This window comes from Roseibium sp. R5 (assembly GCF_055755305.1).
Window position 1 is genome coordinate 1,463,787 of record NZ_CM146910.1, and the last position, 22,033, is coordinate 1,485,819.

At 56.5% G+C, this 22,033-nt stretch carries 25 protein-coding genes; 15 read left to right on the forward strand and 10 right to left on the reverse strand.

Annotated features, from left to right (window positions below; translation table 11 throughout):
- The first annotated feature begins 78 nt into the window (after window positions 1-78).
- Complete coding sequence (locus AC0J4F_RS06785) at window positions 79-2,043, forward strand: methyl-accepting chemotaxis protein (RefSeq protein WP_133952433.1); 1,965 nt, start codon at window positions 79-81, stop codon at window positions 2,041-2,043.
- Window positions 2,044-2,052: 9 nt separating this feature from the next.
- On the opposite strand, the gene AC0J4F_RS06790 is transcribed toward AC0J4F_RS06785, so the two are convergent.
- Complete coding sequence (locus tag AC0J4F_RS06790; RefSeq protein ID WP_209002574.1) at window positions 2,053-3,225, reverse strand: glycosyltransferase family 4 protein; 1,173 nt, start codon at window positions 3,223-3,225, stop codon at window positions 2,053-2,055.
- Between the two features lie 26 nt (window positions 3,226-3,251).
- On the opposite strand from AC0J4F_RS06790, the gene AC0J4F_RS06795 reads away from it, so the two are divergent.
- On the forward strand, window positions 3,252-4,091 hold the full coding sequence (locus AC0J4F_RS06795; RefSeq protein WP_473025793.1) for an alpha/beta hydrolase: 840 nt from the start codon (window positions 3,252-3,254) through the stop codon (window positions 4,089-4,091).
- A 42-nt stretch (window positions 4,092-4,133) separates the two neighbouring features.
- Here the strand turns inward: AC0J4F_RS06795 and AC0J4F_RS06800 are convergent, their stop codons facing one another.
- Together AC0J4F_RS06800 and AC0J4F_RS06805 are read right to left on the reverse strand one after the other, a co-directional pair.
- Entirely contained in the window at window positions 4,134-4,559 is a 426-nt protein-coding gene (locus AC0J4F_RS06800) for a hypothetical protein (protein ID WP_473025794.1), read from the reverse strand.
- Between the two features lie 192 nt (window positions 4,560-4,751).
- Window positions 4,752-5,393, reverse strand: a complete 642-nt coding sequence (locus tag AC0J4F_RS06805) for a DNA glycosylase family protein (protein WP_133952427.1) — start codon at window positions 5,391-5,393, stop codon at window positions 4,752-4,754.
- Window positions 5,394-5,496: 103 nt separating this feature from the next.
- On the opposite strand from AC0J4F_RS06805, the gene gluQRS reads away from it, so the two are divergent.
- Window positions 5,497-6,381, forward strand: a complete 885-nt coding sequence (gene gluQRS, locus AC0J4F_RS06810; protein ID WP_133952642.1) for a tRNA glutamyl-Q(34) synthetase GluQRS — start codon at window positions 5,497-5,499, stop codon at window positions 6,379-6,381.
- Window positions 6,382-6,397: 16 nt separating this feature from the next.
- On the opposite strand, the gene AC0J4F_RS06815 is transcribed toward gluQRS, so the two are convergent.
- A complete protein-coding gene (locus AC0J4F_RS06815) occupies window positions 6,398-7,363 on the reverse strand; it encodes an AEC family transporter (protein ID WP_133952425.1) in 966 nt (321 codons plus the stop codon).
- Here AC0J4F_RS06815 and AC0J4F_RS06820 point away from each other — a divergent pair.
- Window positions 7,362-8,675 (forward strand): ATP-binding protein, encoded by a 1,314-nt coding sequence (locus AC0J4F_RS06820; protein ID WP_209002573.1) that lies wholly within the window; start codon window positions 7,362-7,364, stop codon window positions 8,673-8,675. The genes AC0J4F_RS06815 and AC0J4F_RS06820 overlap by 2 nt on opposite strands.
- Before the next feature lie 31 nt (window positions 8,676-8,706).
- On the opposite strand, the gene AC0J4F_RS06825 is transcribed toward AC0J4F_RS06820, so the two are convergent.
- Window positions 8,707-9,366, reverse strand: a complete 660-nt coding sequence (locus AC0J4F_RS06825; RefSeq protein WP_133952423.1) for a 2-hydroxychromene-2-carboxylate isomerase — start codon at window positions 9,364-9,366, stop codon at window positions 8,707-8,709.
- A gap of 86 nt (window positions 9,367-9,452) precedes the next feature.
- On the opposite strand from AC0J4F_RS06825, the gene AC0J4F_RS06830 reads away from it, so the two are divergent.
- Window positions 9,453-10,310, forward strand: a complete 858-nt coding sequence (locus AC0J4F_RS06830) for a phosphatase PAP2 family protein (RefSeq protein ID WP_133952421.1) — start codon at window positions 9,453-9,455, stop codon at window positions 10,308-10,310.
- Between the two features lie 13 nt (window positions 10,311-10,323).
- On the opposite strand, the gene AC0J4F_RS06835 is transcribed toward AC0J4F_RS06830, so the two are convergent.
- Window positions 10,324-10,584: a hypothetical protein gene (locus AC0J4F_RS06835; protein ID WP_133952419.1), complete on the reverse strand. Its 261-nt coding sequence runs from the start codon at window positions 10,582-10,584 to the stop codon at window positions 10,324-10,326.
- Window positions 10,585-10,664: 80 nt separating this feature from the next.
- Complete coding sequence (locus tag AC0J4F_RS06840; RefSeq protein ID WP_473025795.1) at window positions 10,665-11,120, reverse strand: low molecular weight protein-tyrosine-phosphatase; 456 nt, start codon at window positions 11,118-11,120, stop codon at window positions 10,665-10,667.
- 147 nt (window positions 11,121-11,267) lie between these two features.
- On the opposite strand from AC0J4F_RS06840, the gene AC0J4F_RS06845 reads away from it, so the two are divergent.
- Window positions 11,268-12,542: an adenylate/guanylate cyclase domain-containing protein gene (locus tag AC0J4F_RS06845; RefSeq protein WP_473025796.1), complete on the forward strand. Its 1,275-nt coding sequence runs from the start codon at window positions 11,268-11,270 to the stop codon at window positions 12,540-12,542.
- Window positions 12,535-12,828 (forward strand): 4a-hydroxytetrahydrobiopterin dehydratase, encoded by a 294-nt coding sequence (locus tag AC0J4F_RS06850; protein ID WP_473025797.1) that lies wholly within the window; start codon window positions 12,535-12,537, stop codon window positions 12,826-12,828. The genes AC0J4F_RS06845 and AC0J4F_RS06850 overlap by 8 nt, the downstream gene beginning before the upstream one ends.
- A gap of 91 nt (window positions 12,829-12,919) precedes the next feature.
- On the opposite strand, the gene AC0J4F_RS06855 is transcribed toward AC0J4F_RS06850, so the two are convergent.
- Window positions 12,920-13,183: a sulfurtransferase TusA family protein gene (locus AC0J4F_RS06855; protein WP_133952411.1), complete on the reverse strand. Its 264-nt coding sequence runs from the start codon at window positions 13,181-13,183 to the stop codon at window positions 12,920-12,922.
- A 61-nt stretch (window positions 13,184-13,244) separates the two neighbouring features.
- Between AC0J4F_RS06855 and AC0J4F_RS06860 the strand changes: the two genes are divergently transcribed.
- The 3 genes from AC0J4F_RS06860 to AC0J4F_RS06870 all read left to right on the forward strand — a co-directional run bounded on the left by AC0J4F_RS06860 (window position 13,245) and on the right by AC0J4F_RS06870 (window position 15,891).
- Window positions 13,245-13,796 (forward strand): DUF924 family protein, encoded by a 552-nt coding sequence (locus tag AC0J4F_RS06860; protein WP_473025798.1) that lies wholly within the window; start codon window positions 13,245-13,247, stop codon window positions 13,794-13,796.
- Window positions 13,797-14,200: 404 nt separating this feature from the next.
- Window positions 14,201-14,539, forward strand: coding sequence for a P-II family nitrogen regulator (locus AC0J4F_RS06865; RefSeq protein ID WP_040452614.1), 339 nt, complete (start codon window positions 14,201-14,203; stop codon window positions 14,537-14,539).
- 23 nt (window positions 14,540-14,562) lie between these two features.
- The gene (locus AC0J4F_RS06870; RefSeq protein WP_133952408.1) at window positions 14,563-15,891 is read left to right on the forward strand and encodes an ammonium transporter; all 1,329 of its coding nucleotides are present in this window, start codon (window positions 14,563-14,565) and stop codon (window positions 15,889-15,891) included.
- Window positions 15,892-16,128: 237 nt separating this feature from the next.
- Here AC0J4F_RS06870 and AC0J4F_RS06875 read toward each other — a convergent pair whose 3' ends face one another.
- Together AC0J4F_RS06875 and AC0J4F_RS06880 are read right to left on the reverse strand one after the other, a co-directional pair.
- Window positions 16,129-17,256 (reverse strand): GNAT family N-acetyltransferase, encoded by a 1,128-nt coding sequence (locus tag AC0J4F_RS06875; protein ID WP_473025799.1) that lies wholly within the window; start codon window positions 17,254-17,256, stop codon window positions 16,129-16,131.
- Window positions 17,253-18,671 carry a lipopolysaccharide biosynthesis protein gene (locus AC0J4F_RS06880; RefSeq protein WP_133952404.1) on the reverse strand — a complete coding sequence of 473 codons (1,419 nt, stop codon included), beginning with the start codon at window positions 18,669-18,671 and terminating at the stop codon, window positions 17,253-17,255. Before AC0J4F_RS06880 ends, AC0J4F_RS06875 begins: the two co-directional genes overlap by 4 nt.
- A gap of 198 nt (window positions 18,672-18,869) precedes the next feature.
- On the opposite strand from AC0J4F_RS06880, the gene ccmA reads away from it, so the two are divergent.
- The 5 genes from ccmA to AC0J4F_RS06905 all read left to right on the forward strand — a co-directional run bounded on the left by ccmA (window position 18,870) and on the right by AC0J4F_RS06905 (window position 21,834).
- On the forward strand, window positions 18,870-19,532 hold the full coding sequence (gene ccmA, locus AC0J4F_RS06885; protein ID WP_133952402.1) for a heme ABC exporter ATP-binding protein CcmA: 663 nt from the start codon (window positions 18,870-18,872) through the stop codon (window positions 19,530-19,532).
- Window positions 19,529-20,200 (forward strand): heme exporter protein CcmB, encoded by a 672-nt coding sequence (ccmB, locus tag AC0J4F_RS06890; protein WP_081450514.1) that lies wholly within the window; start codon window positions 19,529-19,531, stop codon window positions 20,198-20,200. Before ccmA ends, ccmB begins: the two co-directional genes overlap by 4 nt.
- 80 nt (window positions 20,201-20,280) lie before the next feature.
- Window positions 20,281-21,045, forward strand: a complete 765-nt coding sequence (locus AC0J4F_RS06895; RefSeq protein ID WP_133952400.1) for a heme ABC transporter permease — start codon at window positions 20,281-20,283, stop codon at window positions 21,043-21,045.
- 4 nt (window positions 21,046-21,049) lie between these two features.
- The gene (gene ccmD, locus AC0J4F_RS06900; protein ID WP_133952398.1) at window positions 21,050-21,232 is read left to right on the forward strand and encodes a heme exporter protein CcmD; all 183 of its coding nucleotides are present in this window, start codon (window positions 21,050-21,052) and stop codon (window positions 21,230-21,232) included.
- Window positions 21,229-21,834 (forward strand): DsbE family thiol:disulfide interchange protein, encoded by a 606-nt coding sequence (locus AC0J4F_RS06905; protein ID WP_133952396.1) that lies wholly within the window; start codon window positions 21,229-21,231, stop codon window positions 21,832-21,834. Before ccmD ends, AC0J4F_RS06905 begins: the two co-directional genes overlap by 4 nt.
- The last annotated feature ends 199 nt before the right edge of the window (window positions 21,835-22,033 follow it).

Sequence of the window (22,033 nt, forward strand, 5' to 3'; positions counted from 1 at the left end):
TCGTTTTGCTTCTTCTGTACTTACCTTTCGTGAGTTGTGTAATGCATCTTACGGTAATAAAAAAGAGTCTGTGCAATCATGAAGTCAATCACCAATCTGTCGATCGCCGCTCGTGTGGGCAGTCTGTCGGCCATCACCGTTGTTGCAATCGTTCTGCTGTTCTTTGTCGCACGGCATAGCCAGGAGCTTGTCAGCAGCGAAAATGATCGCCTCGCTGAATACTCCCAGATGGACTATTACGTGTCCCAGGTGCTGGCGAAGGCGCAGGACATGCGGCGGTTGGAAAAGGACTTCCTGCTGACGAAGGATGAAACGTTTATAGCCACCTATGATGAGCGGTACGGCGAAGCTGTTGAATTCCTGAAGCTCACCGCAGAAAAACCGGAAGCTGCCGATCAGATGCCATTGATTGAAGGCCTGAAAAACACATTGGCACTGCATAAGGCGGAATTCGACGGGATCGTTGCTCATTCGACAGAAATGGGCTTGGACGAAACGCTCGGTTTAAAAGGCGAACTGCGGTCTGCCGTGCAAAAAGTTGAAGAGCGCCTAAAAGCAGCGAACCTCGATGCACTGACCGTCAAGATGTTGATGATGCGCCGCCACGAAAAGGACTTCATGCTGCGCGGCGCCGACAAATACATTGGCCGGATTGATGACCGGCGCAATGAATTTGCAGATATGCTTCCCAACAGCGGTTTGCCGGACGCAGAGCAAAAAGAAATCAGCGCCCTTCTCGATACATACCAGGCGGCTTTCAAAAAATTTGCCGAGAAGGCCCAGTTCATTGATGCGCAGGTTGCGGCCGCGGACGAGACATTCGCGAAGATCATGCCGGATTGGTCAAAGCTGTCCGAAGCCGCTTATCTTGGCAAGCAGGCTGCCAGTGCCGGCCTCGAATCTGCGCGCAGTTTCTCGAACAACCTCTTCCTTGTGATCGGGTCGATCAGTTTGATCCTGGCGATTGGGCTTGGTTGGCTGATCGGACGTAGCATCACACGCCCGATCAACGACCTCACCGGAGTGATGAACGAATTGGCGGGCGGCAACAACGATGTGACCGTCGGCTATGCTGACCGCGGCAATGAAATTGGCAGCATCGCGCGTGCCGTAGAAGTCTTCCGTGCAAACGCCATCCGGACCTTGGAGCTTGAACAGGAGCAACAGGATCGCACGGCGCGGGCCGAAGAAGAAAAACGCGCATTAATGGAGAACCTGGCAAGCCAGTTCGAAGCTTCCGTGGGTGCAATCGTGGAGCGTGTTTCCAGCACCGCTGCCAATCTGGATCAGAGCGCACAGACCATGGCACGTGTATCGGAAAACACCAGCGAACGCGCTGAAGTGGCAGCGTCGGCCTCTGCGCAGACGACAGAAAATGTCTCCGTCGTTGCGTCCGCTGCTGAGGAAATGACCGCGTCAATCAGCGAGATCAATGAGCAAATCATCCGTGCGTCCGCTGCTTCCAAGAGCGCGGCACAGGATGTGACCGGCACCGCGACCCAGATGGAAACACTTGCCAACATGGCCGACCGTATCGGTGAAGTTGTGTCGATGATTTCCGATATTGCCGAGCAGACCAATCTCCTCGCACTGAACGCGACCATCGAGTCGGCCCGCGCCGGTGAGGCCGGGAAGGGGTTCGCGGTTGTTGCCAGTGAAGTGAAGGCACTCGCAAACGAAACGGCCAAGGCAACGGAAAACATTTCGGAGCTGGTGACGGAAATTCAGGCGGAAACCAAGACCGCGGTTGGCTCTATCGCAAAAATCGGCGATGTCATGCGCGATCTGGAACAGTCTTCGACCGCGATTGCGTCCGCAATGGAAGAGCAAGGCGCGACGACCCAAAGCGTTGCGGAGAACGTTGCTCAGGCTGCGAACGGTACTCGGGACGTCTCGGACAGCATCGCGGTTGTGAAAGACGCATCAGTGGAATCCAGCCATGCCACGCATGCGGTTCAGTCCAGCATCAATGATCTGACCGAACAGTCTAATTTGCTGCGCGATGAAGTGAACCGCTTCCTCGGCCAGATCCGGGCGGCTTAAACGGAACGGTCAGCGATCCAGCAGCTTGCCATAAACGTCGAGCGTCTTGGCGCACATTGTTTCAACGGTAAAATTCCGGCTCGCATGGGTCAGGCCTCGGCCTGTCAGTGCGAGCCGGTCTTCTGCTGATAGTGCAAGCGCAGTCTTGATCGCCGAGGCCAGCGCATCGCTGTCACCAGGCGGAACGCGCCATCCGGTGCGGTCTTTTTCTGCAGCATCGGGCGGTGCCAGCACGGTTTCGGGCACCGCGCCAAGGTCAGAAACGATGACTGGAACACGGGCAGCTTGTGCTTCAACAGCGGCTCGGCCGAAGGCTTCCGGTTCGATCGAGGCAACAACAGCCAAATCGGACAGCGCCATGGCCGCCGGCACGTCCGCGCAATGGCCGACCAGCCGGACCTGATCCTGCAGGTTCCAATCGGCAATCAACTGCTTCAACTCTGCCACATAACCGTCTCGGCCTTGAGCATCGCCGGCAAGGATGGCAATCGGTGCCGTTACCCCCGAGGCCTTCAGCGCGCCCATGGCTTCGATCAACACCTTCTGGCCTTTCCAGCTCGTCAGGCGGGCCATGTTCATGATGATCGGGCGGCCAGTGGGAACGCCCCAACTGTCTTTCAGGGCCTGCCGGCGCAAGGCACTGACATTTTCCGGCGCGAGACCTTTCAAATCAGAGCCGCGATGGATCACGGTGATGCTGTCTTTCGCAAAGGGGTGCCGGTCGGAAATGAGATCGGCGATGTATTTTGAGTTCGCAATGACGGTGTCGCCGCGGGCCATGATTGAATTGTAAAGCCCTTTGACCGCATTCGATTGGCTGTAGCTGCCGTGATAGGTGGTGACGAACGGAATGTGTGTCCGCCGGGCGGCAAAGAGAGAAGACCAGGCCGGAGCCCGGCTTCGGGCGTGAATGATGTCAACGTTCTGCGCGCGGATCAGTTCGCTCAACAGGCCCGCATTTTTCCAAAGAGTGACCGGATTTTTCGATTTGACCGGCAATGTGAAATGCTGGGCACCGATATCTTCCAGCTCGCGCACCATCTGCCCGCCCTGACTGGCGACAAGCGCTGTTCCACCTGCAGCGATCAGAGCGCGGGCAATGTCAACAGTGGTGCGTTCCGCGCCTCCGGAGTTCAGGTCAGGGATCACTTGCAGTACGGTTGGGGCGGTGGGGAGGGACACCAGCAGGGCTCCGGGCGGTCTTTTAAATGACGGATGGCTGTGCCAAAGGACATCAGCAGAAGAAACTGAAAGAGAGCCATAGTATGGGCGCGGCGGAACCGCAATTCATTGAGGTCGGAAAAAACGGTCAGAGGCGGAAAATCGCTGTCCGGAAAGATCCAGGAAGATCGCCCGGTCTCATGTGGCTGTCGGGTTTCAAGTCTGACATGAGCGGAACCAAAGCCGAGGCCCTGTCTGCATTTGCTCGGGAGCGAAGGCAGGAAGCGGTTCGCTTTGACTATTCCGGGCACGGACTTTCAGAAGGCGCATTTGAAGAGGCGTGCGTGTCCGATTGGCTGGAGGAAGCCGAGGCGGTGTTCGACACCTGCACGGGCGGCGAAACCATCGTTGTTGGCTCGTCCATGGGCGGCTGGATTGCTCTTCTCCTGGCCCTCTCACGCAAGGAAACAAACCGGATCAAGGGTTTGATATTGATCGCGCCAGCGACTGACTTCACAGAAGAGCTGATGTGGAAAGAGCGGTTCTCGGACGATATACGCGCGGCGATCCTGCAGGATGGGCGTTGGGAGCAGCCGTCCGACTACAGCGATGATCCCTATGTCATCACCCGCAAGTTGATCGAGGACGGGCGGTCTCATTTGCTGTTCGGCAGCTCTCTTCAGATCGGGGTGCCGGTGACGATCCTGCAAGGTGCACGGGATCCGGATGTTCCACTTGGTCATGCGGAACGACTGGTGCAGGCTCTGCCGCAGGATGATGTCACGTTTACAGTCGTGCCGGACGGTGATCACCGTTTGTCGCGGCCAGAAGATATCGAGTTGCTAATCCGGTCTGCCGCCTCCATGAGTGGGTCCGTGTCCTCCTAAAGGCCCTTGGCAAGCGGCTTGCGGATTGCGATTGGCGGCGCCTTAACGGCCTTGAATGACTTCCTTCTCGCAATCCAGAAGGTGAATGGTCATCTCTGTGTAGAGGCTGAACTCGCTCACCTTCGATGCACGCCCGCGCAGGAACATTTCAACATCATTGGACGCGTAGTTGGCCGCGGTGGTTTTTCGCAAGAAACAGCTGCAACGGGGCCCGTCCATATTGCTTTTACTCTCACACAAGGCGGTGTGTTCACTTGGCTGACCTGAGCCGCCGGCCGTCCCGTCTGTTGTGCAGATTTGACGTAGTTCATCCAACTTGGCGCGTGCCTGCGCAGACAGGCGGCCCGGTTCGTTGGCGTAGTAAAATGAGAGATCGACGTTGGAAAGATTTGTGTCCAGTGACTTGGTGAAAATGCAGCCGCATTGGTCTGCCGAGAGGCCCAGCTCAGTCTGGCAGGCGTTCGACATTCGTGCCCATCTGTTTTCAGTCGCTGAGAGCGGTTCGCTGGCAAAAGCGGGTGTCAGGACAAACCCAAATAGAATCGCGAAGAAACAGACAACAGTTCTCATTGCACCACCGAAATCGCTCTAGAGTTCTTGTCCTGAAGCCTTAGCGCAGAAGTCTTTACGGGCGATGTATCTCAGATCGATGGTTTTCGATTAGACAGGGAGGCTTTCCTTGCCCTGCTTCTGAACACGATACCAGGCCCAGAACAGCCGTGCTGCCACGCCTCTGTTCGGTGCCCAATCCAAGGCAATCCGGTCAAGTGTTTTTAAATCCGGCTTTTCACCGAGTTCGAAGGCATCGCGAACGGCGATTTGAAGGGCAAGGTCTCCGCTTGGAAAAATGTCCGGGTGACCTGCGCAAAAGAGAAGAAATATGTCGGCAGTCCATCGCCCGATCCCTTTGATCTCACACAATTGGGTATGCGCGTATTCGGCTGGGGCAGTTGCCAGCCCCGCCAAATCGAGGCCGTTCTGGCACGCTGTTGTTACGGCGCGCAGAGTTCTGATTTTGGGTTTGGACAAGCCAACTGCGGCCAGATCCTCATCGCTACAGCAGGACAGGTTCTCAGCGGTCAATGGCGTGACCAAGGTCTGCAAGCGGGCGAAGATTGCGCTCGCGCTGGCAACGGAGACCTGCTGGCCGGTGATGATGTGCGCCAATCCTTCAAAGTCAGCTGGCCGGCGGCGCAGGGGCAAAGGCCCTGCCATCTCAGAAATGCTCTGCAAGCGTGGATTTGCAGTGAGAAGCTCCGAAAGCCCCCGGTTCAAGTCATCTTCTGTGTGAATTGGCTTCATCACGGGACTTCGACGATCTCCAAGCTTGCGCAAGGGCTTTGGAATGATAGGAACGGTTAGCCGTAAAAGACCCGCAGCCTCCAATCAACCGTTCTCAAGCTTCATGACAGAGCCCGTCTTTCGTTTCGCGCCTTCTCCGAATGGACATCTGCATCTTGGCCATGCCTTGTCGGCCTTGCTGAATGCCCGGGCGGCTGTGGCGTTGCATGGCCGGTTCCTGGTGCGCGTTGAAGACATCGACCAGACCCGGTGCACGCCTGAGCTGGAACGGGATATGTTTGAGGATCTGGCATGGCTTGGTGTGCCGCTTGATGAGCCGGTGCTGCGTCAGTCGGAAGCCTTTCCGCACTACCGGTCGGCGCTGGAAAAGCTTCAGGATCTCGGGCTGGTCTATCCGGCCTACCTGACGCGGGCCGAGATCAAACGCTTCGTCAAGGATCACGAAGAAAAGGGCGGCCTTTGGCCACGGGATCCGGATGGCGCGCCGCTTTATCCCGGAGACGATGCGTTTCTGAGCGAAGCGGAAAGACAAGAACGGTCTCAGAGCGACGCATCGTTTGCCCTCCGGCTTGATATGAAGGCGGCTCTGAGCCGGATCGGAGAACCGCTCACCTGGCAGGAGTTTGGGGCGGAAGGTCCAGCGTTGTTCGAACCAGCGAAATCCATCGCCGTTGATGCCGCTGCCTGGGGCGATGTGGTTCTGGCCCGGAAAGACACGCCGACCAGCTATCACCTCTCCGTTGTCGTCGATGACGCGCGCCAGGGAATCACGGATGTGCTGCGCGGCCAGGATCTTTATGCTGCAACAAGCGTCCACCGCGTTCTGCAACATTTGCTGGACCTGCCGGAGCCGCGCTACCGCCACCACCGGCTGATCCTTGGAGACGATGGCCGTAAGCTGTCCAAGTCAAACCAGGATACAAGCCTGCGATCCTTGCGGGAAACCGGCGTGACCCATGCGGATCTTCGCAAGCGTATTGGGCTCTAACGCTTCGCCCCATTTACTACATCCCGAGGACATACTCCAGGAACCAGATCCAGAGACTTGTCGTCAAAACGGCGAGCGCTGTTGTTACGGTGATCGCGTTCGCTGACATGGCGTGACCGGTGCCGTATTTGTTCGCGAAAACATAGGCGTTGATGCCGGTTGGGCAGGCAGCCGTCAAAGTGGAGACCGCCACCCAGAGCGGTGGCAAGTTGAAAACGAAATACCCCAACGAGAACACGGCTGCCGGCATGATGACGATCTTGATCGCTGACAGAACCAGCCCGGGCAGTATGTTGCCGCGCATGCCGTATTGAACAAGGCTCATACCCAGAGAAATCAGGGCGAGAGGCAGTGCGGTTGCGCCGATCCGGTTCAGCAGATCACTTGCCAAAGACGGCAGGTCAAACCCGGTCATGCGCCAGCAGAACGCGGCGATTATGGTGATCACAAGCGGATTGCGGATCAGGCTCTTCGCGGCGCTTTTAATCAAGGTCAGTACCGGTGGGCTTTCCCTGCCGCTGTCATGGGCAGCGGCCCGCTCCATAACAATCGCCATCAAAACGGTCATGAAAGCCAGGTGGATGGAAACGATGAGCAGCAAGGGGACCAGGCCGTCATCCCCGTAAACCGCTGCGACCAGCGGCAGGCCGACCAGAATTGTATTTGCAAAGGCCGCCGAGATCGCTCCGATCGCACCGGCACGGGCATCGCGCCCGAAGCCTTTGCGAATGACGAGAGTTCCAAGTGTCCAAGCGCACGCGATCCCGAGAAAATAACTCGCCCAAAGCGCCCATGGCAGTCCTGCCGACAGATCTGCTGTCACAAGCGTCCGGAAAATCAGGATCGGAATGGCGACAACATAAACAAATTCGCCGAGCGCTTCGCTTACCTTCATGCTGAGGATTTTGGTTCGGGCCAGGCCGTATCCAAAGCCGATCAGCAGAAAGACAGGGGCGACGATTGTGAGTGTTTGAACAAACATGCCTTTGACGGGGCTTGAGCATGGCTGGTGGACACCGGCCAGCGGGGAAGGTAAGCAAGTCTGTCATACTGGTTCGCTGGAGATCGGGACGCAAGCCCCTGATGCCATCCGTTTTGAATTGGGGTCGCGCCGCATGGCTGAATACGATGAGGACAGTGTCAATCTTGCGCTTCTGGCGCATGATTTGCGCACGCCCTTGGGCGCCATGCGGCTGACAGCTGAACTGATTGAAACAGGTCCTTTGAACGACGCCCAATCAGAGCAACTGTCCGTGCTCATGAGGGCCATCGACTCTCTCGAGCAGATGACATCGGAATTGATTGCGGATGCAGCTCCTGGGGATACGGGCGAAGATGCAGCCGTTTCAATATCATCACTTGTTCGCGATTGTGCAGATTTGTTCCGTGTCGCTGCGGAGAAAAAAGGTCTGAAACTCACGGTCCGGCTTCAGGACACGGCTGGCGCGTGCCAGACTGGTGCTGCTGGCCAGCTCCGACGGGCTGTCTCTGCCTTGCTTGACAATGCGATCAAGTACACGGAGAGAGGCGGGATCAGTCTTGAGGTGATTTCCTGTCCGTTTCCTGAAAAGCAGCTTGGATCCTCCGAGCAATCGAATGCGAGCACTGCAGACGCCTACTGGGTGAGCCTCTCCATCACAGACACAGGACCTGGTATTGATCCAACGGAACGGGATGATCTGTTCCGTCCTTTTGTGCGAGGGCGCAGAGCTCGAAAATACACACCGGGCAGCGGTCTTGGACTTTGGGGAATTGCCCAAACGGTCCGGCAAATGGGCGGCGTCTTGAACCACTCCTCCCCGGAGGCGGGCGGCAGCCGCTTCGAAGTGCAAATTCCTGTAAGGCCGGCCGCGCCCGGGTTTAAAGTTGCCAAGATTGCTTCAAAGGCGGGCGCGGAAGACAATGAACTTCCTGACCATGTCCTGATCGTGGACGACAATGAAACCAATTGCCGCCTCTTGGCCGCCTTGTTGGAGTCCTTTGGCGTGACCTCCGACATTGCTCATTCGGGCGAAAATGCGATTAGACTGGCTCTGGAGAAGGAATACGGGGCCGTTCTCCTGGATCTTCACATGCCCGGCATGGGTGGTCTTGAAGTTGCCCAGGAGCTGCGCCGAAACCGGCCGGCAGAGGAGTTGCCGCTCATAGCGGTTACTGCAGCTCTGGAAGCCTTCGGCGATGACTTACTGCGCAAGGCTGGATTTATGGAGGGGTTGGGCAAGCCGCTGGCACCGTCTGCTCTTTACGATGTCCTCGTAAGAGCGCAGCAACTCAAGAGTGTTCACTGGATCTAACCAGTCGTCGAGACGGGCAGCGGTGTGGTCTCTAGGCTTTTGCGATCTCTGTTGCCATTTCGAGCGCATCGGCGAGGCGATCATCGCCCCAGAACAGTTCGCCATTTTGAAGCACGAAACTGGGTGCACCGAAAATACCTTTGTCTTCCGCCTCGCCGACAGATGCGCGCAACGCGTCCTTTACTTCTGGTGATTTAGCAGACTCAAGAACGTCCTTGGCAGGAGCGCCTGCCTCCAGGAGGAGGTGCGCCAAAAAGGCTTCATCGGAAATGTCCTCACCGCTGCCGAACTCGGCAATAAAAACGGCGCGCGTGAAGTCGCCGATCCAAGGCTGTGTCCGCCCTGCCTGAGCAATCCGCGCGGCCAGCAATCCGGCCTGAGGAAATGGATCCGGGATAGTCAGCGGCAGGCCATACCGGGCGCATTGGCGCTCCATATCCCGCCACATGTAACGGCCTTTGGACGGATAAAGGTTGAACGGCGACGTGTCCCAGCCGCTCTTCTTGAAAATCGGGCCAAGCAAGAATGGTCTCCAGGATACGTTCACCCCGGCATCCCGCGCCTGCGTTTCAATCCGCATTGCAGACAAGTAACTGTAAGTAGAGCCGAATTCGTACCAGAACTCGATCGTTGGCTGCTTTGACGCATGCAGTTGAACAACGTTGGACTGGAGTTTCGGGTCAGTGGTCATGGAGCGATCGAGTTTTTCATGAAGCACGCCGGAGAAAACGGCAGGAAAGGATTGGATGGGCAACAGGGATGCGCTAAACAGCGGCCATGATCGACACGCGTTTGACAAAGCATATCCAGAACATTGCCTCAAGCAAAGCTGTTGCCTGGTGCATCGCACATCCGTTCTTGGCCACCATCGCCTATGTCGCGCTGGTGTCTGCGTTTTTTCTGGCCTTTCCCCGAACCGATTTGTGGGTAAGCGGTCTTTTCTACAGTCAGACGGATGGCTTTTGGGCGCAACACAATCCGTTCCTGCAAAAAGTCCGGCATCTTGGACCGTATCTGGTTCAAACGATCGCCATCTGTTCGGTGGCCATTTTGGTGATCAAGTTGTTGCTGCCGGGCCGGCCTCCAATCGTGCCGCTGCGAAAGCCGGTGTTTCTCATCTCCACATTGATCCTGGGACCGGGCATCCTGGTCAACTCGATCCTGAAGGACAACTGGGGTCGCCCACGGCCGCGCTCGATCGAGGAGTTTGGCGGGGAGTTGCCGTTTCAACCGGTCTGGAAAATGACCGATTACTGCGAACGGAATTGCTCGTTTACGTCCGGCGAAGGGGCTGCGGGTATCTGGCTCGTGACGATGGCGTTTCTGGTTCCAGCTTCTTGGCGGAAGGCTGTTCTTGCGTTTGTGCTCCCGCTGTGTCTGATCCTGTCAATCAACCGGGTCGCCTTCGGCGGGCATTTCTTCTCCGACACCATGTTGTCCTGGGGGCTGACGTTTCTTGTGATCCTGAGCGTTTATTGGCTGCTTTATTTGAAGAAACCGCCCCTCATGACGGATCAGGGGCTGGATGAATGGTTCACCCGAAACGGCCGTCGGCTGCATCGTCTGGCAAAACGTCTTCTTGTCCGGCTGCGTCAAGCCCTTCGTGGTTCAGGGAGCGCACAGTCAGAGAGCTAAAGAACCTGACGGGTCACTTTTTTCTCGGCCGTGTGCGTTTGAGGATCCGGGCAAATCGCAATGGCGACCGGTCTTCCACCCAGGTGATCATGCCATTCAGGTGCGGTGCTGACTTGCGGCGTTTGCGCAGGTGGCGGGCTGCGCTCCGGCTTGTGCCGATGATGACCACACTGCCGAGCGCCAAGAGCGGGACGCCAGTCGGGATCGGCAACCATACGGTCGCCAGGCCGAGCAGGATGAGAACAGTGGCCAGTGACCACCACAGGATTTTCATTTCAGCGCCAGAAATTGAAACGATCAATTTCTGAATAGCGCAGCGACTGAGACGGATTTATGACCCTCTTGGTTCGAACGTCACAAATGCGCCTTCAAAGCGGTCAGCAAGGATCGGCTGCCACCATCAATCATTTGGTAGACCCGTTCGAAACCATCCTCGCCGCCATAGTATGGATCCGGCACATCTGTTGGCGGTGAGTTCAGGAACAAACGCAGGCCCGGATAGTCTTTCCTGGTGCGTGATTTCAGTGTGCTCAGGTTGTTTGAGTCCATCGCCAAAATGAAATCGAACTGCGTGAAATCGCGATCCGTCACCTGGCGGGCCCGTTGTGCGGTCAAGTCAATTCCGTGCCGTGTGGCGACCTCAATCGATCTGGGATCCGGCGGGTCTCCTGCGTGCCAAGCGCCCGTTCCAGCTGAATCAATTAGAAAGCGATCGCTCAATCCGGCATTTTCCACTGTGGCGCGAAAAACCCCTTCGGCGAGCGGTGAACGGCAGATGTTGCCAAGGCAGACGAAAAGTACTGAAGTCATAAGCCTATCAACCGGGCACTGACGCCGCTGTCAAGCGGATCGGCTGCAGTCCTGACATTTGCTGGCGGGAACACGTATTGAAGAACATCCCTCTGAGTACCGGGCGCCGAGTTGTGAGTCACTGGCACAGAAGTCGATGAGGGAAAAATGAAGGCGTCGGGTTTGGCGGTGATTGAAAGACTCAGCAAGGTCAGGTGGCCCGTTTGGCTGAAGGGGCTGGCATCCGCTGGCATCACGTCAACGGATCCCTATGTCCGGCGCCGGCAGATGGTCGTGAACGTTTCGGCGCTGGTTGGCATTGCCGACAACCTGTTTCACACGGTGCAGAACCTGACCTATGCATTTCATGAACTTATGCCGCTCAGCATTTATGGGCTCATCATGATCTGCCTGTTTGCCGCGACTTCGCGATTGCATCGCTTTGGCGACAACGTTGCGGCGATCTATTTCGTGATGGTGATCGCGACCGGAAACACATTCGTAGTCTGGTCGCTGGGTTTGGAAAGCGGGACGCAGGCCTATTTTGCCCTCGGTGGTGCGGCCTTCATCTTTTTTGGGGTGGGACATTGGCGCCTTTTTGCCGGCTGTTTCTGTCTTGCTCTGGTTCTTCTGGTTTCTGCGTATGTCTTTGCGCCAAACGTCGGACCTGTGATGCCTCATGACCTTGCCTTTCGAAAGCAATTGGCAGCGCAGGTCATGGTCAATGTTCTGATCATCTCCAGTGTCTTGACTGTATATGCCTTGACGGCGTTGCATCGCGCTGAAGCTGCTTTGGCAGCCGAACACGAGCGGGCCGAAACCTTGATAGAGACCATCATGCCCCGGGCGATCGCGGACCGCCTAAAAAAGGCCCCAGAAACACGGATCGCTGACCGGCATGACGCTGTGACCGTGCTCTTCGCAGATCTCGTTGGCTTCACTCCGGCAGCACGGAACCTTCAGCCGGATGAGGTTGTCGGGTTTCTTGATGGCCTGTTTCGGGATTTCGATCATCTGGTCGAAGAGTTTGGCGTTGAAAAAATCAAGACGATTGGGGATGCGTACATGGTTGTTGGTGGCCTGCAGGGTCCGCCCCACGAGGCTGCGGTTGCGGTTGGTCATCTGGCGCTCAAGATGATGAGTGTGATCCAGTCCAGTGAACCGCTCAGCGGCGTGCATCTGAACCTGCGGATTGGTATTCATACTGGGCCTGCCATTGCCGGTGTAATCGGAAAACGGCGGTTTTCCTACGATGTCTGGGGAGATGCCGTGAACGTTGCGAGCCGCATGGAATCGCATTCCGTGGCCGGAGAGATCCAGGTGACGGACGCATTTCGTAAAACGGTCGGGCCTAATTTTGACTTTCAAGAGCGAGGCGCTGTTGAAATCAAGGGTGTCGGCAAGATGCAGACAGCCTTCTTAAAGGGAGTAAAACATGGTTGAAAAGCTGACGCCGGAGGAGCGCTCTGCTGGTTTGGAGAGCCTAGGGAATTGGCAACTCGTCAATGGCCGGGATGCAATCACCGCAACTTTCAAATTCAGTGATTTTTTGGAAGCCTTTGGGTTCATGACACAAGTTGCCCTGGCCGCAGAGAAGATGAACCATCACCCTGAGTGGTTTAACGTTTACAACACTGTCGAGATCACCTTGGCAACACACGACGTCGGTGGACTGAGTGCCTTGGATTTGAAGCTTGCGAAAAAGATCGATCAGTTCGCGGGAAAATAATCGCGCCGTGACGCATGTTCCGGCGTTTGGGTGCATCCAAAGAGCAGGCTCCGAACTATGCGGTTCGTTTCCGTTCATCCAGTAAAACGGCTTAGCCCTTCCGGATCACGAAGCTGTGCCCTGTTTCGGTCTTTTCTTTGTCGACCAATGTATGGCCCTGTTCCTGACAGAAGTGCGGGATGTCAATCTCCGCCATCGGATCCGTTGTTTGAACAGTGAGTTCTGCTCCGGCATTCAGTCTTGAAAGTGCTTTTTTTGTTTTCAGAACCGGAAGTGGGCATTTCAGGCCCATCAAATCCAGGGTGTTTTCGGTCACGCGCAGAACTCCATTCACAGCACCTTGCTTAACTTGCATATATATCCTGGAAACGGGCGCCGAGAATACCCTGGTGGTGCCGTGAAAAGAGGATCCTTTGATGAGCGATGGTCTGGTAAGTCCGATAGACGTCCTGGACTTTTGGTGGGAAGCGGGCGCAGAGAAATGGTTCGCAAGCGATGATGGTTTTGATGCGCGCTGCCGGGACACGTTCCTTGCTACGATCAAGGCGGCTCAGCAGGGCGACCTGGATGAATGGGCTGAAACGCCGAGTGGTGCCCTAGCTTTGATTCTTCTGCTGGACCAGTTCACCCGGAACGTCTTCCGAGGATCAGCAGAAGCATTTGCCGCCGATCCAAAAGCGGTTGCGATAGCAGAGGCGGCTGTCGCACGTGGATATGACAAGGCCTTCCCGAAGGCGGTTCGGGTATTCTTTTATCTGCCGTTTGAGCATGCTGAAGATATGCAGCTTCAAGAGCGTGCGGTGGATTTTTGCCAGCCGCTCGGAAACATGGAGTTTTACCACTACGCATTGATCCACATGGATGTCATCCGCCGCTTCGGCCGATTTCCGCACCGAAACGACATTTTGGGCCGGGCGTCTACCGAAGCCGAGATCGCCTTCTTAAAGGGCGGTGGATTCTCCGCCTAACCTTACGGCCTTCAAGGTTGCGTTTGCGGCAGATCTTCGGATCTGCCGTTTTTTTATGCGTGTGTGCGCTGCACAAAAAACCTGCCTATTTTTTCGACAAAATGCGGGTAGTTGTATAATTGTTGTGCATTCTTGTTGCCTGAAAAACTATCACGACCTTACCCGGAAATCTGCTCGCCGTTGAAAATCTTGCCCGGTAAACGCCGGAAAACAGCCGTTTATTGAATCAAATCTTCAAGTTGGCACGGTCTTTGTAAAGGAGAGCGCAACACCGGTTCGTGTGCCGACTGTCGGCGCCACCAAGATCCAAGGCCCATCCAGAGGGGAACAACGGACATAGAGGCGGATCGGTTGCGGAGCTTCTTCGCCGGGAAGGGGCGCTAAAGAGGGGAATGGAACGAGCAATGAAAATAGTGATGGCCATCATCAAGCCGTTCAAGCTCGACGAAGTGCGTGATGCCTTGACCGGCATCGGCATCCAGGGGCTCACGGTTACAGAAGTGAAGGGCTACGGCCGCCAAAAGGGTCATACCGAAATCTACCGCGGGACCGAATATGCGGTCAGCTTTCTTCCGAAGCTGAAGATCGAAGTCGCCGTAGACGGCGGATCTGTCGACAAAGTCGTCGAGGTCATCTCCGGTGCCGCCAAGACCGGTCAAATCGGGGACGGCAAGATCTTTGTCTACTCCATCGATCAAGTTGTTCGCATCCGCACCGGCGAAACCGACGCCGAAGCTCTTTGACATTCAGGTAAGGAAACGTACTCATGAAAAAACTTGTCGCTAAGGGCGCGGCATCGCTGGCTCTTTTGAGCCTCTCCGCCTTGCCGGTATTGGCTCAGGACGCTGAAGCAGCTCCGGCCGTCACACCGGAAGTCGCCTACATCTTCAACACCCTGTTGTTCCTGATCGGTGGTTTCCTGGTCATGTGGATGGCTGCTGGTTTCGCCATGCTCGAAGCCGGCCTTGTCCGCTCCAAAAACGTCTCCATGCAGTGCCTGAAGAACATTTCCCTGTACTCCATCGCAGGTTTGATGTTCTGGATCACTGGCTACAACCTGATGTACACCGGCGTTGACGGTGGGTTCATGGGTTCCTTCGGACCGTATTCCTTCGATCCGGTCGGCGGCGATGCGCTGGACACCGGTTACTCCACTGCATCTGACTGGTTCTTCCAGATGGTGTTTGTGGCAACTGCAGCATCTATCGTCTCTGGTACTCTGGCTGAGCGCATCAAGCTGTGGCCGTTCCTGATCTTCACCGTTGTCCTGACCGGCTTCATCTACCCGATCGCCGGTTCTTGGCAGTGGGGCGCAGGTTGGCTCTCTGAAATGGGCTTCTCCGACTTCGCCGGTTCCACGCTGGTTCACTCCGTTGGTGGCTGGGCAGCTCTTGCTGGCGCGATCATCCTCGGTGCCCGTAAAGGCAAATATGGTACGGACGGTGCCGTTCACCCGATGCCGGGTTCTTCCATGCCGCTTGCAACACTGGGTACCTTCATCCTGTGGCTCGGCTGGTTCGGCTTCAACGGTGCATCCCAGCTCGCAATGGGCTCCATCGGTGACGTGACCGACATCTCCCGCATCTTTGCAAACACCAACATGGCTGCTGCTGCCGGTGTTGTTGCTGCGGTCATCCTGACCCAGGTCATGTACAAAAAAGTCGATGTCACAATGGCTCTGAACGGTGCTCTGGCAGGTCTTGTTTCCATCACAGCTGAGCCGCTGGCTCCGAGCGTATGGCAAGCCGTCTTCATCGGTGCCATCGGTGGTGTTATCGTTGTCTTCACTGTGCCGCTGCTCGACAAGCTGAAAATCGACGATGTTGTTGGCGCAATCCCGGTCCACCTGATTGCAGGTATCTGGGGCACGCTGATTGTACCGCTGTCCAACGACGGTGCATCCTACGGCACCCAGATCGTCGGTATTGTCTCCTACGGCGTGTTCACACTGGTTGCATCCGGCATCGTCTGGTTCATCCTGAAAGCTGCCATGGGCATCCGGGTCTCCGAAGAGGAAGAGGCTCTGGGTCTCGACAAGGTCGAGATCGGTGTCGAAGCCTATCCGGAATTCGGAACCGGCTCTCAGCGCATGTAAATCGCACTTTTGGATGGCCGCCAGAAATGGCGGCTATCCGGCCTGGTGGGGTTTGGCTCAACATCTTTCCCCAGCCGGCCAACCGAAATCTCCCAGGCGGTCTATTGGCTCGGACCGCAAACTTGGACCCCCGGGGATCTTCCCCGGGGCTTTTTTTATGAAGATCGGGGCATAATGCCGTCGGGCGAAGGTGAGAGAAGCAGTTGGCTACTTTTCGAAAGCCTGATTTGCGGGCCGCTAGCCGAAAACGGCCTTCAAGGCCTTCGCTTTGCTCCGCAGTGAGCGCTCCAATTTGAGATCCGCAGCAGCGAGACTTGCGAGCGAAGACCCCAAAGGACCTTTTGACAGGACCAATGTTCCAATATCGACCCGGCCGCGCCAAAGCGGTTCGATCATGGTGTGACCGGGGATAGCCAGAGAGTCCGCTTCAAGAATGCCTGGGCTTTGCAGGTTTTGTTTCATGGAGATGGCTGCAATCTGAGCACCCGGTGACATTCGCGCAAATCTCTCATTGAACGCGATCTTCCAGGAAAAGACGTGAGCCCCCTCAATGAAAAGGATGAGCGCGGCGATCAAGGTGTCTCCAGCCCAAAGCTGATCAATGCGAACGCCATTGTTGAAAGAGCGGTTCTTGATCACGTTTTTGGAAAAGAGCGCTGTCTCCGGGTTGCTTGAGAGCGCAGTGCCAGCGCGCCCTTTCCAGCCTTCGGCTTCGAGCTTTAAAAACTCTTCGAAGCCTTCGATTGCCTCTTCACCCACTAGATGGGCGATCCGAATTGGGCCGTGATCCTCCAGCCGGCGCAGTTGTCTGCGCATTTCTTTGCGGCGCTTTCCGGACATCGCTGTTTTGTATTGGATTTCTCCAAGGTCTCCGGAGCTGTGGCCTGCGCGGGAAAGCTTCTCTGCCCAGCGGCTTTCCCAGCCGGTTATTTCCGCAGCCAGCGACGCAACCCGGCTCTTGCAGGGCAGAAAAGGCATGACCATGAGGTTTGCCGATCCGGCCCCAGCCTGGACAAATGCAGCGACATCGTCAGGTCCGCCCGTGTCACGCAAAAGCGGCGTTCCGAGCGGCGCGTAGTAAGAAGTCCATGTCGTCTTGATCGGAACAGCAAGCCCTGCCCGGCGACGCCCGATAGGTGCTGCCATTCGCCAGTCTTGGGAACTCTTTGCCCGTATCACCAGAAGGCGGACCGTTGCTGCCGGAAATGCCTGCAGAAAAGGTTGAAGAAACTCCGGTTTAAAGAAAGGATTTGGATCAACGGAGTTGTCTGCCAGATCCTGCCATTGGTCTAACGGCGTTTCGGGCGCGAGCGGGTCAAGCCAGAGAACTTCCAGCTGATCCTTCCTATCCGATGGATCGGTCAAGCGGCGGCGTTCCTAGCTTGAAACATCAATGGCAAAATGAACGTTGTGATATTGAGCTTTCGTTTGGCGGCAAAAGCAAGAGCGGTGGTTTCAAATAAAATTGCGCAACTCGTGGCAACAGCAGCGCCCATCAATCCGAGCCATGGGATGAAAATGAGATTGAGAACGACGTTCAAGACAAACGTGCTTCCATAAATGACCGCGCAGGTTTTCTGCAGTCCGGTCATGGTCAACAGTGCGTCGGCTGGACCGATAGAAGCACGTGCAAGCACGCCAATCATCAGCACGGCAATGAGCAGATACCCATCTGCGAATCCGGATCCAAACAATTGAAGAAGCCACGGGGCAATGATCAGCAAACCAATACCGGCTCCCACGGACGGCCAGAAGGTCCAATGCACTGCCTGACGCACATAAGCTGCCAGGCCGGTCATGTCATCGCTGTGCAGGTAGCGGGAAAACCTATGCGCCGAGGCGGCGCGTACGGCAAAATAAACAAAATGCACCAGAGCCAGTGTCTTGGAGGCTGCGAAGTAGATTGCGACCTGATCCGGTTCTTCAAAGAAGCTCACCATTATGACATCAGCACTGGTGATCAGCTGGAGAAAACCGTCGACAACCAGCATCGGCAGGGAAATCAAAATCCAGAGCCGAACATCAGTCTTTTTTGGCCCTTTCGGCAAAACCGGCTTTAAACGCTGGTTGAGGTGAACGTGCTGGTAGGCGGCGACCAGAAACGCCGACAAGACAGCTGCCATCGCCGCAGTGGTTGCGGTTGCCTTTCCGGCAAAGACCAGAAAAATCAGAATGATCATCAGGAGTGCCGCTGGGCGCCAGATATAGGTTGGCAGCATTGCCAGGAACGGCCAGTCGTAACTGCGAGCGATACCGTCTTGTGCCATGGCGTAGGAGAAAAATGGCAAGGCGAGCAAGGCAACGGACAACGGAACAACGTAACTCGGATCGATCACCGGCTGCAGCAATGCGATGCCCCCAATCCCGGCACCGGCAATCGTCGATCCGATCAGGAACACCGAACGGCGGCTCGTGCTGATGAAACCCCGAAGGCTGTCCGGATCTCCGGCCTCGCGGTACTTAGGAATGAATTTGCTGGCGGAGGAGGAAAATCCGCCACAGGCCATAACGCCAAGGATAATCACAAACGTCCAGGCGACGGCGAAGACGCCGTAATCATAGGCACCAAGCATTCGTGCGAGGACAACCTGGGACAGATAGGCAAGTGCTGCGCCGCCTACACGAATTCCGAAAGTTGCAATGGCCATCCGCTGTGCGGCTTGATTGTCCGTTCCACCCGCCCCCAATAGGCCGAACGCCCGCGTGGCCAGTTGTTTCAACTGCGCAGCAAGGGTCGCGTCCTGACCGGTATTGGGCGTCGAATTGTCCGGAGACTGCACGAAAAATTCCTTTTGCGTATTCTTCCGTATTTATGACATGGGGACATTAACATTCCGTGGCTTGCAGCGACGGCAAGGCCAAGACGACAACGTACAGATCGCATTGCAGAGCAGTTTGCATGAGAGAGTGCGCTTGCCATTTCCCTCAAGATCGCACTAACAAGGCAAACGAACTGTACGATTTTCCGGAGCGGTGTCCTGACCCTTATTGCTGAGAACCTGACCATTGATCGCGGCGGGCGCCGGGTGTTTCAAAACCTCTCTTTCACTCTCAGCCAAGGCACCGCCCTTGTGGTGACCGGCGCGAATGGTATCGGCAAGTCTTCATTGTTGCGCACCCTGGCGGGCCTGGTTGCTCTGGCGGGTGGCATGATCCGTTACGAGAGCGGTGAAGACGACAGGCCAGCGCATGAACACGCTCATTATTTCGGCCATCAAGACTCGGTGAAGCCAGCATTGTCGGTGCTCGAAAATCTTGAGTTTTGGCAAAGTTTTACAGCATCTACGGCTGCAGCTGTTTTTGCCGGCGAGGCGCGTAAGCCGATGGAGGCTTTGGAACTGCTCGGGATTGGTCATACCGCACACTTGCCCGCTGCCTATCTGTCTGCGGGTCAAAAAAGGCGGTTGTCGTTGTCCCGGCTGTTGGTAACTGCGCGGCCGATCTGGCTGATGGACGAGCCGACCTCTGCACTGGACAAGAGTTCCGAAGCCCTGCTCCTGAGTTTGATGAATGGCCACCTGGAAGCCGGTGGCTTGATCGTGACGGCGACCCATACCGAGTTGGCGTTGACCAAAATTCAAACACTGCATCTGGAAGCTGCACAACCTGCTGAGCAGGCCCTTGAGGAGGGCTTCCTATGACAGGCTGGGCTATGGCGTTGTTTCAACGGGACTTGAGGCTGTCGGTCCGGGTGGGCGGCAGTGCCTTGGTCGGCGTTTTGTTTTTCCTCGCCGTTGTAACGGTCATTCCTTTCGGTGTTGGTCCGGATCTCAATCTGCTGGCACGGATCGGTCCCGCAATCCTCTGGATCGGGGCCCTGCTGGCAACGCTGCTCGGACTGGATCGCCTGTTTCAAGCGGACCGGGATGATGGAACACTTGATCTGATGCTGATGGCGGGACGACCGCTGGAGCTGGTTGTCCTGATCAAATGTTTGGCGCATTGGACCGCGACAGGTTTGCCCCTGGTGGTCGCCGCGCCCGTGCTCGGTATCTTCTTGAACCTCGATCCGGTCTCTATGGCGGCGGTCACCGCAACGCTTTTGGTCGGAACCCCGGCGCTCACATTAATTGGCGCAATCGGGGCGTCGCTGACTGTCTCTCTGCGCCGTGGTGGCCTCCTGCTGGCCGTTCTGGTTGTGCCGCTCGCGATCCCTGTTCTGATTTTCGGAGTCAGTTCGGCTGACGCCGCGATCCGTGATCCTGTGCCTTTCCTGACGCCGTTTCTGATCCTCTGTGCGCTGTCTCTCATTGCGGCCGTTGTTGGCCCGATAGCATCTGCCACAGCACTGCGATTTGCGTCAGACTAACGCCATATTGATCGCCCTCAATGCCTCCTGCGGCAGACTTGTCCATTGAAGCGGGCAAAGCTCTAGATTAGAACGGTTCCATGGCATTCTGGGATTACGCAAATCCGACGCGGTTTTTGAGGTTCGTGCAGGTGGTCCTCCCCTGGTTGACAGGGCTGTGTCTCCTGTTGTTCGCGGTCGGGCTTTACATGAGCTTCTTCGTCGCGCCGGAGGATTATCAGCAAGGGGACACGGTGCGGATCATGTACATCCATGTTCCTGCCGCCTGGCTGTGCATGATGTGCTACTCGGTCATGACCCTGTCGTCGATCGGAACCTTGGTCTGGAAGCATCCGCTGGCGGACGTTTCGGCGAAAAGCGCTGCCCCCATCGGTGCCGCTTTCACCTTTATGGCGCTCGTGACCGGCTCCTTGTGGGGCAAGCCCATGTGGGGCACCTACTGGGTCTGGGATGCCCGCCTGACGTCCGTCCTCGTCCTTTTCATCATGTATCTGGGCCTGATGACACTGTGGCGCACGATGGAAGACCCGATCAAGGCCGGGAAAGCTGCGGCTGTTCTGACCCTCGTCGGTGCCCTCAACCTGCCGATCATCAAATTTTCCGTCGATTGGTGGAACACACTTCATCAGCCGGCGAGTGTGATGCGGTTTGATGGCCCGACCATTCACCCGGATATCTTGTGGCCGCTGTTGGTGATGGCCGTTGCCTTCACACTGTTGTTCTTTGTTCTTCACTTGATGGCCATGCGCAATGAAATCCTGCGGCGGCGTGTCCGCGCTCTGCGGATGCGCGCAGCCAGTGCCGCACAGCCAGGTCCTGCCGGGGCCGCCCAACCTGCGGAGTGACGTCATGGATCTTGGACCACACGCCGGATTTATCCTCGCCTCTTATGGCCTGTGCCTATTAACGGTCCTGGTCCTGATCGCATGGGTGCGATTGGACAAGGCCGCGCAGGAAAAAGCTCTGAACGACCTCGCTGACCAAGGCATCAAACGCGCAAGGCCGGAAGACAGGAGCACTCAGGTCTCATGAGCACACTTGAAAATGGTTCGGGATCTGAGCCCAAAAAACGTGGCTTTCCGGTCCTCGTCCTGCTGCCCTTGATTGTTTTTGCAGCGCTTGCCGGGCTGTTCCTGTTTCAGCTGACGCTCGGAGACGATCCGAGCAAGATCCCATCCGCGCTGATTAATAAACCTGCGCCGGAGTTTTCCTTGGAGCCGCTTGAGGGCTTGTCTGAAAACGGCGCTCCAATGCCCGGATTTTCGCGTGAAGACCTGATCGGTCAGGTTTCCGTTGTGAACATCTTTGCGTCCTGGTGCGGCCCGTGCCGGCAAGAGCACCCGCTCCTGGAAGAATTGGCGAAGCTTGATGGGTTCCAGCTCCTGGGGATCAACTACAAGGACAAAGCCGCGAACGCGCGCCGGTTCCTTGGAAGTCTCGGCAACCCTTATGACCGCATCGGCGTCGATGACAGCGGACGGACAGCCATCAACTGGGGTGTCTACGGCGTTCCGGAAACCTTCATTGTCGATAAGACCGGCACTATCCGCTACAAGTTCATCGGCCCGCTCGATCCGCAAAGCTATGAGACCGGTTTCCTTCCGGAACTGAGGAAGATTATGGCCGAGGGGTGAAACCCTTGCGCTGATCACGGGCTGTCTTACAATTTTCACAAACGTGCGAAAAACCAGCGGTGCGCGCGCTATCACCGCCACGTGACTCGCTCTTTACACGGTGCCTGCCTATCTTACGGAAAACAGTTACGGGACAAGAGCCAATGGTGGGCATCCATACCCGGACAGCAAGACACGCTGTCCGAGCGTGTTTCATTTT

Excerpts from the sequence above, each read along its gene's own strand:
- AC0J4F_RS06855 (WP_133952411.1), bottom strand. The coding sequence starts at position 13,183 with ATGCAAGTTAAGCAAGGTGCTGTGAATGGAGTTCTGCGCGTGACCGAA.
- AC0J4F_RS06800 (WP_473025794.1), bottom strand. The coding sequence starts at position 4,559 with ATGTCGAACGCCTGCCAGACTGAGCTGGGCCTCTCGGCAGACCAATGC.
- AC0J4F_RS06785 (WP_133952433.1), top strand. The coding sequence starts at position 79 with ATGAAGTCAATCACCAATCTGTCGATCGCCGCTCGTGTGGGCAGTCTG.
- gluQRS (WP_133952642.1), top strand. The coding sequence starts at position 5,497 with ATGACAGAGCCCGTCTTTCGTTTCGCGCCTTCTCCGAATGGACATCTG.
- AC0J4F_RS06805 (WP_133952427.1), bottom strand. The coding sequence starts at position 5,393 with ATGAAGCCAATTCACACAGAAGATGACTTGAACCGGGGGCTTTCGGAG.
- AC0J4F_RS06845 (WP_473025796.1), top strand. The coding sequence starts at position 11,268 with ATGAAGGCGTCGGGTTTGGCGGTGATTGAAAGACTCAGCAAGGTCAGG.
- AC0J4F_RS06865 (WP_040452614.1), top strand. The coding sequence starts at position 14,201 with ATGAAAATAGTGATGGCCATCATCAAGCCGTTCAAGCTCGACGAAGTG.
- AC0J4F_RS06830 (WP_133952421.1), top strand. The coding sequence starts at position 9,453 with ATGATCGACACGCGTTTGACAAAGCATATCCAGAACATTGCCTCAAGC.
- AC0J4F_RS06850 (WP_473025797.1), top strand. The coding sequence starts at position 12,535 with ATGGTTGAAAAGCTGACGCCGGAGGAGCGCTCTGCTGGTTTGGAGAGC.
- AC0J4F_RS06895 (WP_133952400.1), top strand. The coding sequence starts at position 20,281 with ATGGCATTCTGGGATTACGCAAATCCGACGCGGTTTTTGAGGTTCGTG.
- AC0J4F_RS06835 (WP_133952419.1), bottom strand. The coding sequence starts at position 10,584 with ATGAAAATCCTGTGGTGGTCACTGGCCACTGTTCTCATCCTGCTCGGC.
- AC0J4F_RS06840 (WP_473025795.1), bottom strand. The coding sequence starts at position 11,120 with ATGACTTCAGTACTTTTCGTCTGCCTTGGCAACATCTGCCGTTCACCG.
- AC0J4F_RS06795 (WP_473025793.1), top strand. The coding sequence starts at position 3,252 with ATGACGGATGGCTGTGCCAAAGGACATCAGCAGAAGAAACTGAAAGAG.
- ccmB (WP_081450514.1), top strand. The coding sequence starts at position 19,529 with ATGACAGGCTGGGCTATGGCGTTGTTTCAACGGGACTTGAGGCTGTCG.
- AC0J4F_RS06860 (WP_473025798.1), top strand. The coding sequence starts at position 13,245 with ATGAGCGATGGTCTGGTAAGTCCGATAGACGTCCTGGACTTTTGGTGG.
- AC0J4F_RS06815 (WP_133952425.1), bottom strand. The coding sequence starts at position 7,363 with ATGTTTGTTCAAACACTCACAATCGTCGCCCCTGTCTTTCTGCTGATC.
- ccmD (WP_133952398.1), top strand. The coding sequence starts at position 21,050 with ATGGATCTTGGACCACACGCCGGATTTATCCTCGCCTCTTATGGCCTG.
- AC0J4F_RS06820 (WP_209002573.1), top strand. The coding sequence starts at position 7,362 with ATGCCTTTGACGGGGCTTGAGCATGGCTGGTGGACACCGGCCAGCGGG.
- AC0J4F_RS06870 (WP_133952408.1), top strand. The coding sequence starts at position 14,563 with ATGAAAAAACTTGTCGCTAAGGGCGCGGCATCGCTGGCTCTTTTGAGC.
- AC0J4F_RS06825 (WP_133952423.1), bottom strand. The coding sequence starts at position 9,366 with ATGACCACTGACCCGAAACTCCAGTCCAACGTTGTTCAACTGCATGCG.
- AC0J4F_RS06905 (WP_133952396.1), top strand. The coding sequence starts at position 21,229 with ATGAGCACACTTGAAAATGGTTCGGGATCTGAGCCCAAAAAACGTGGC.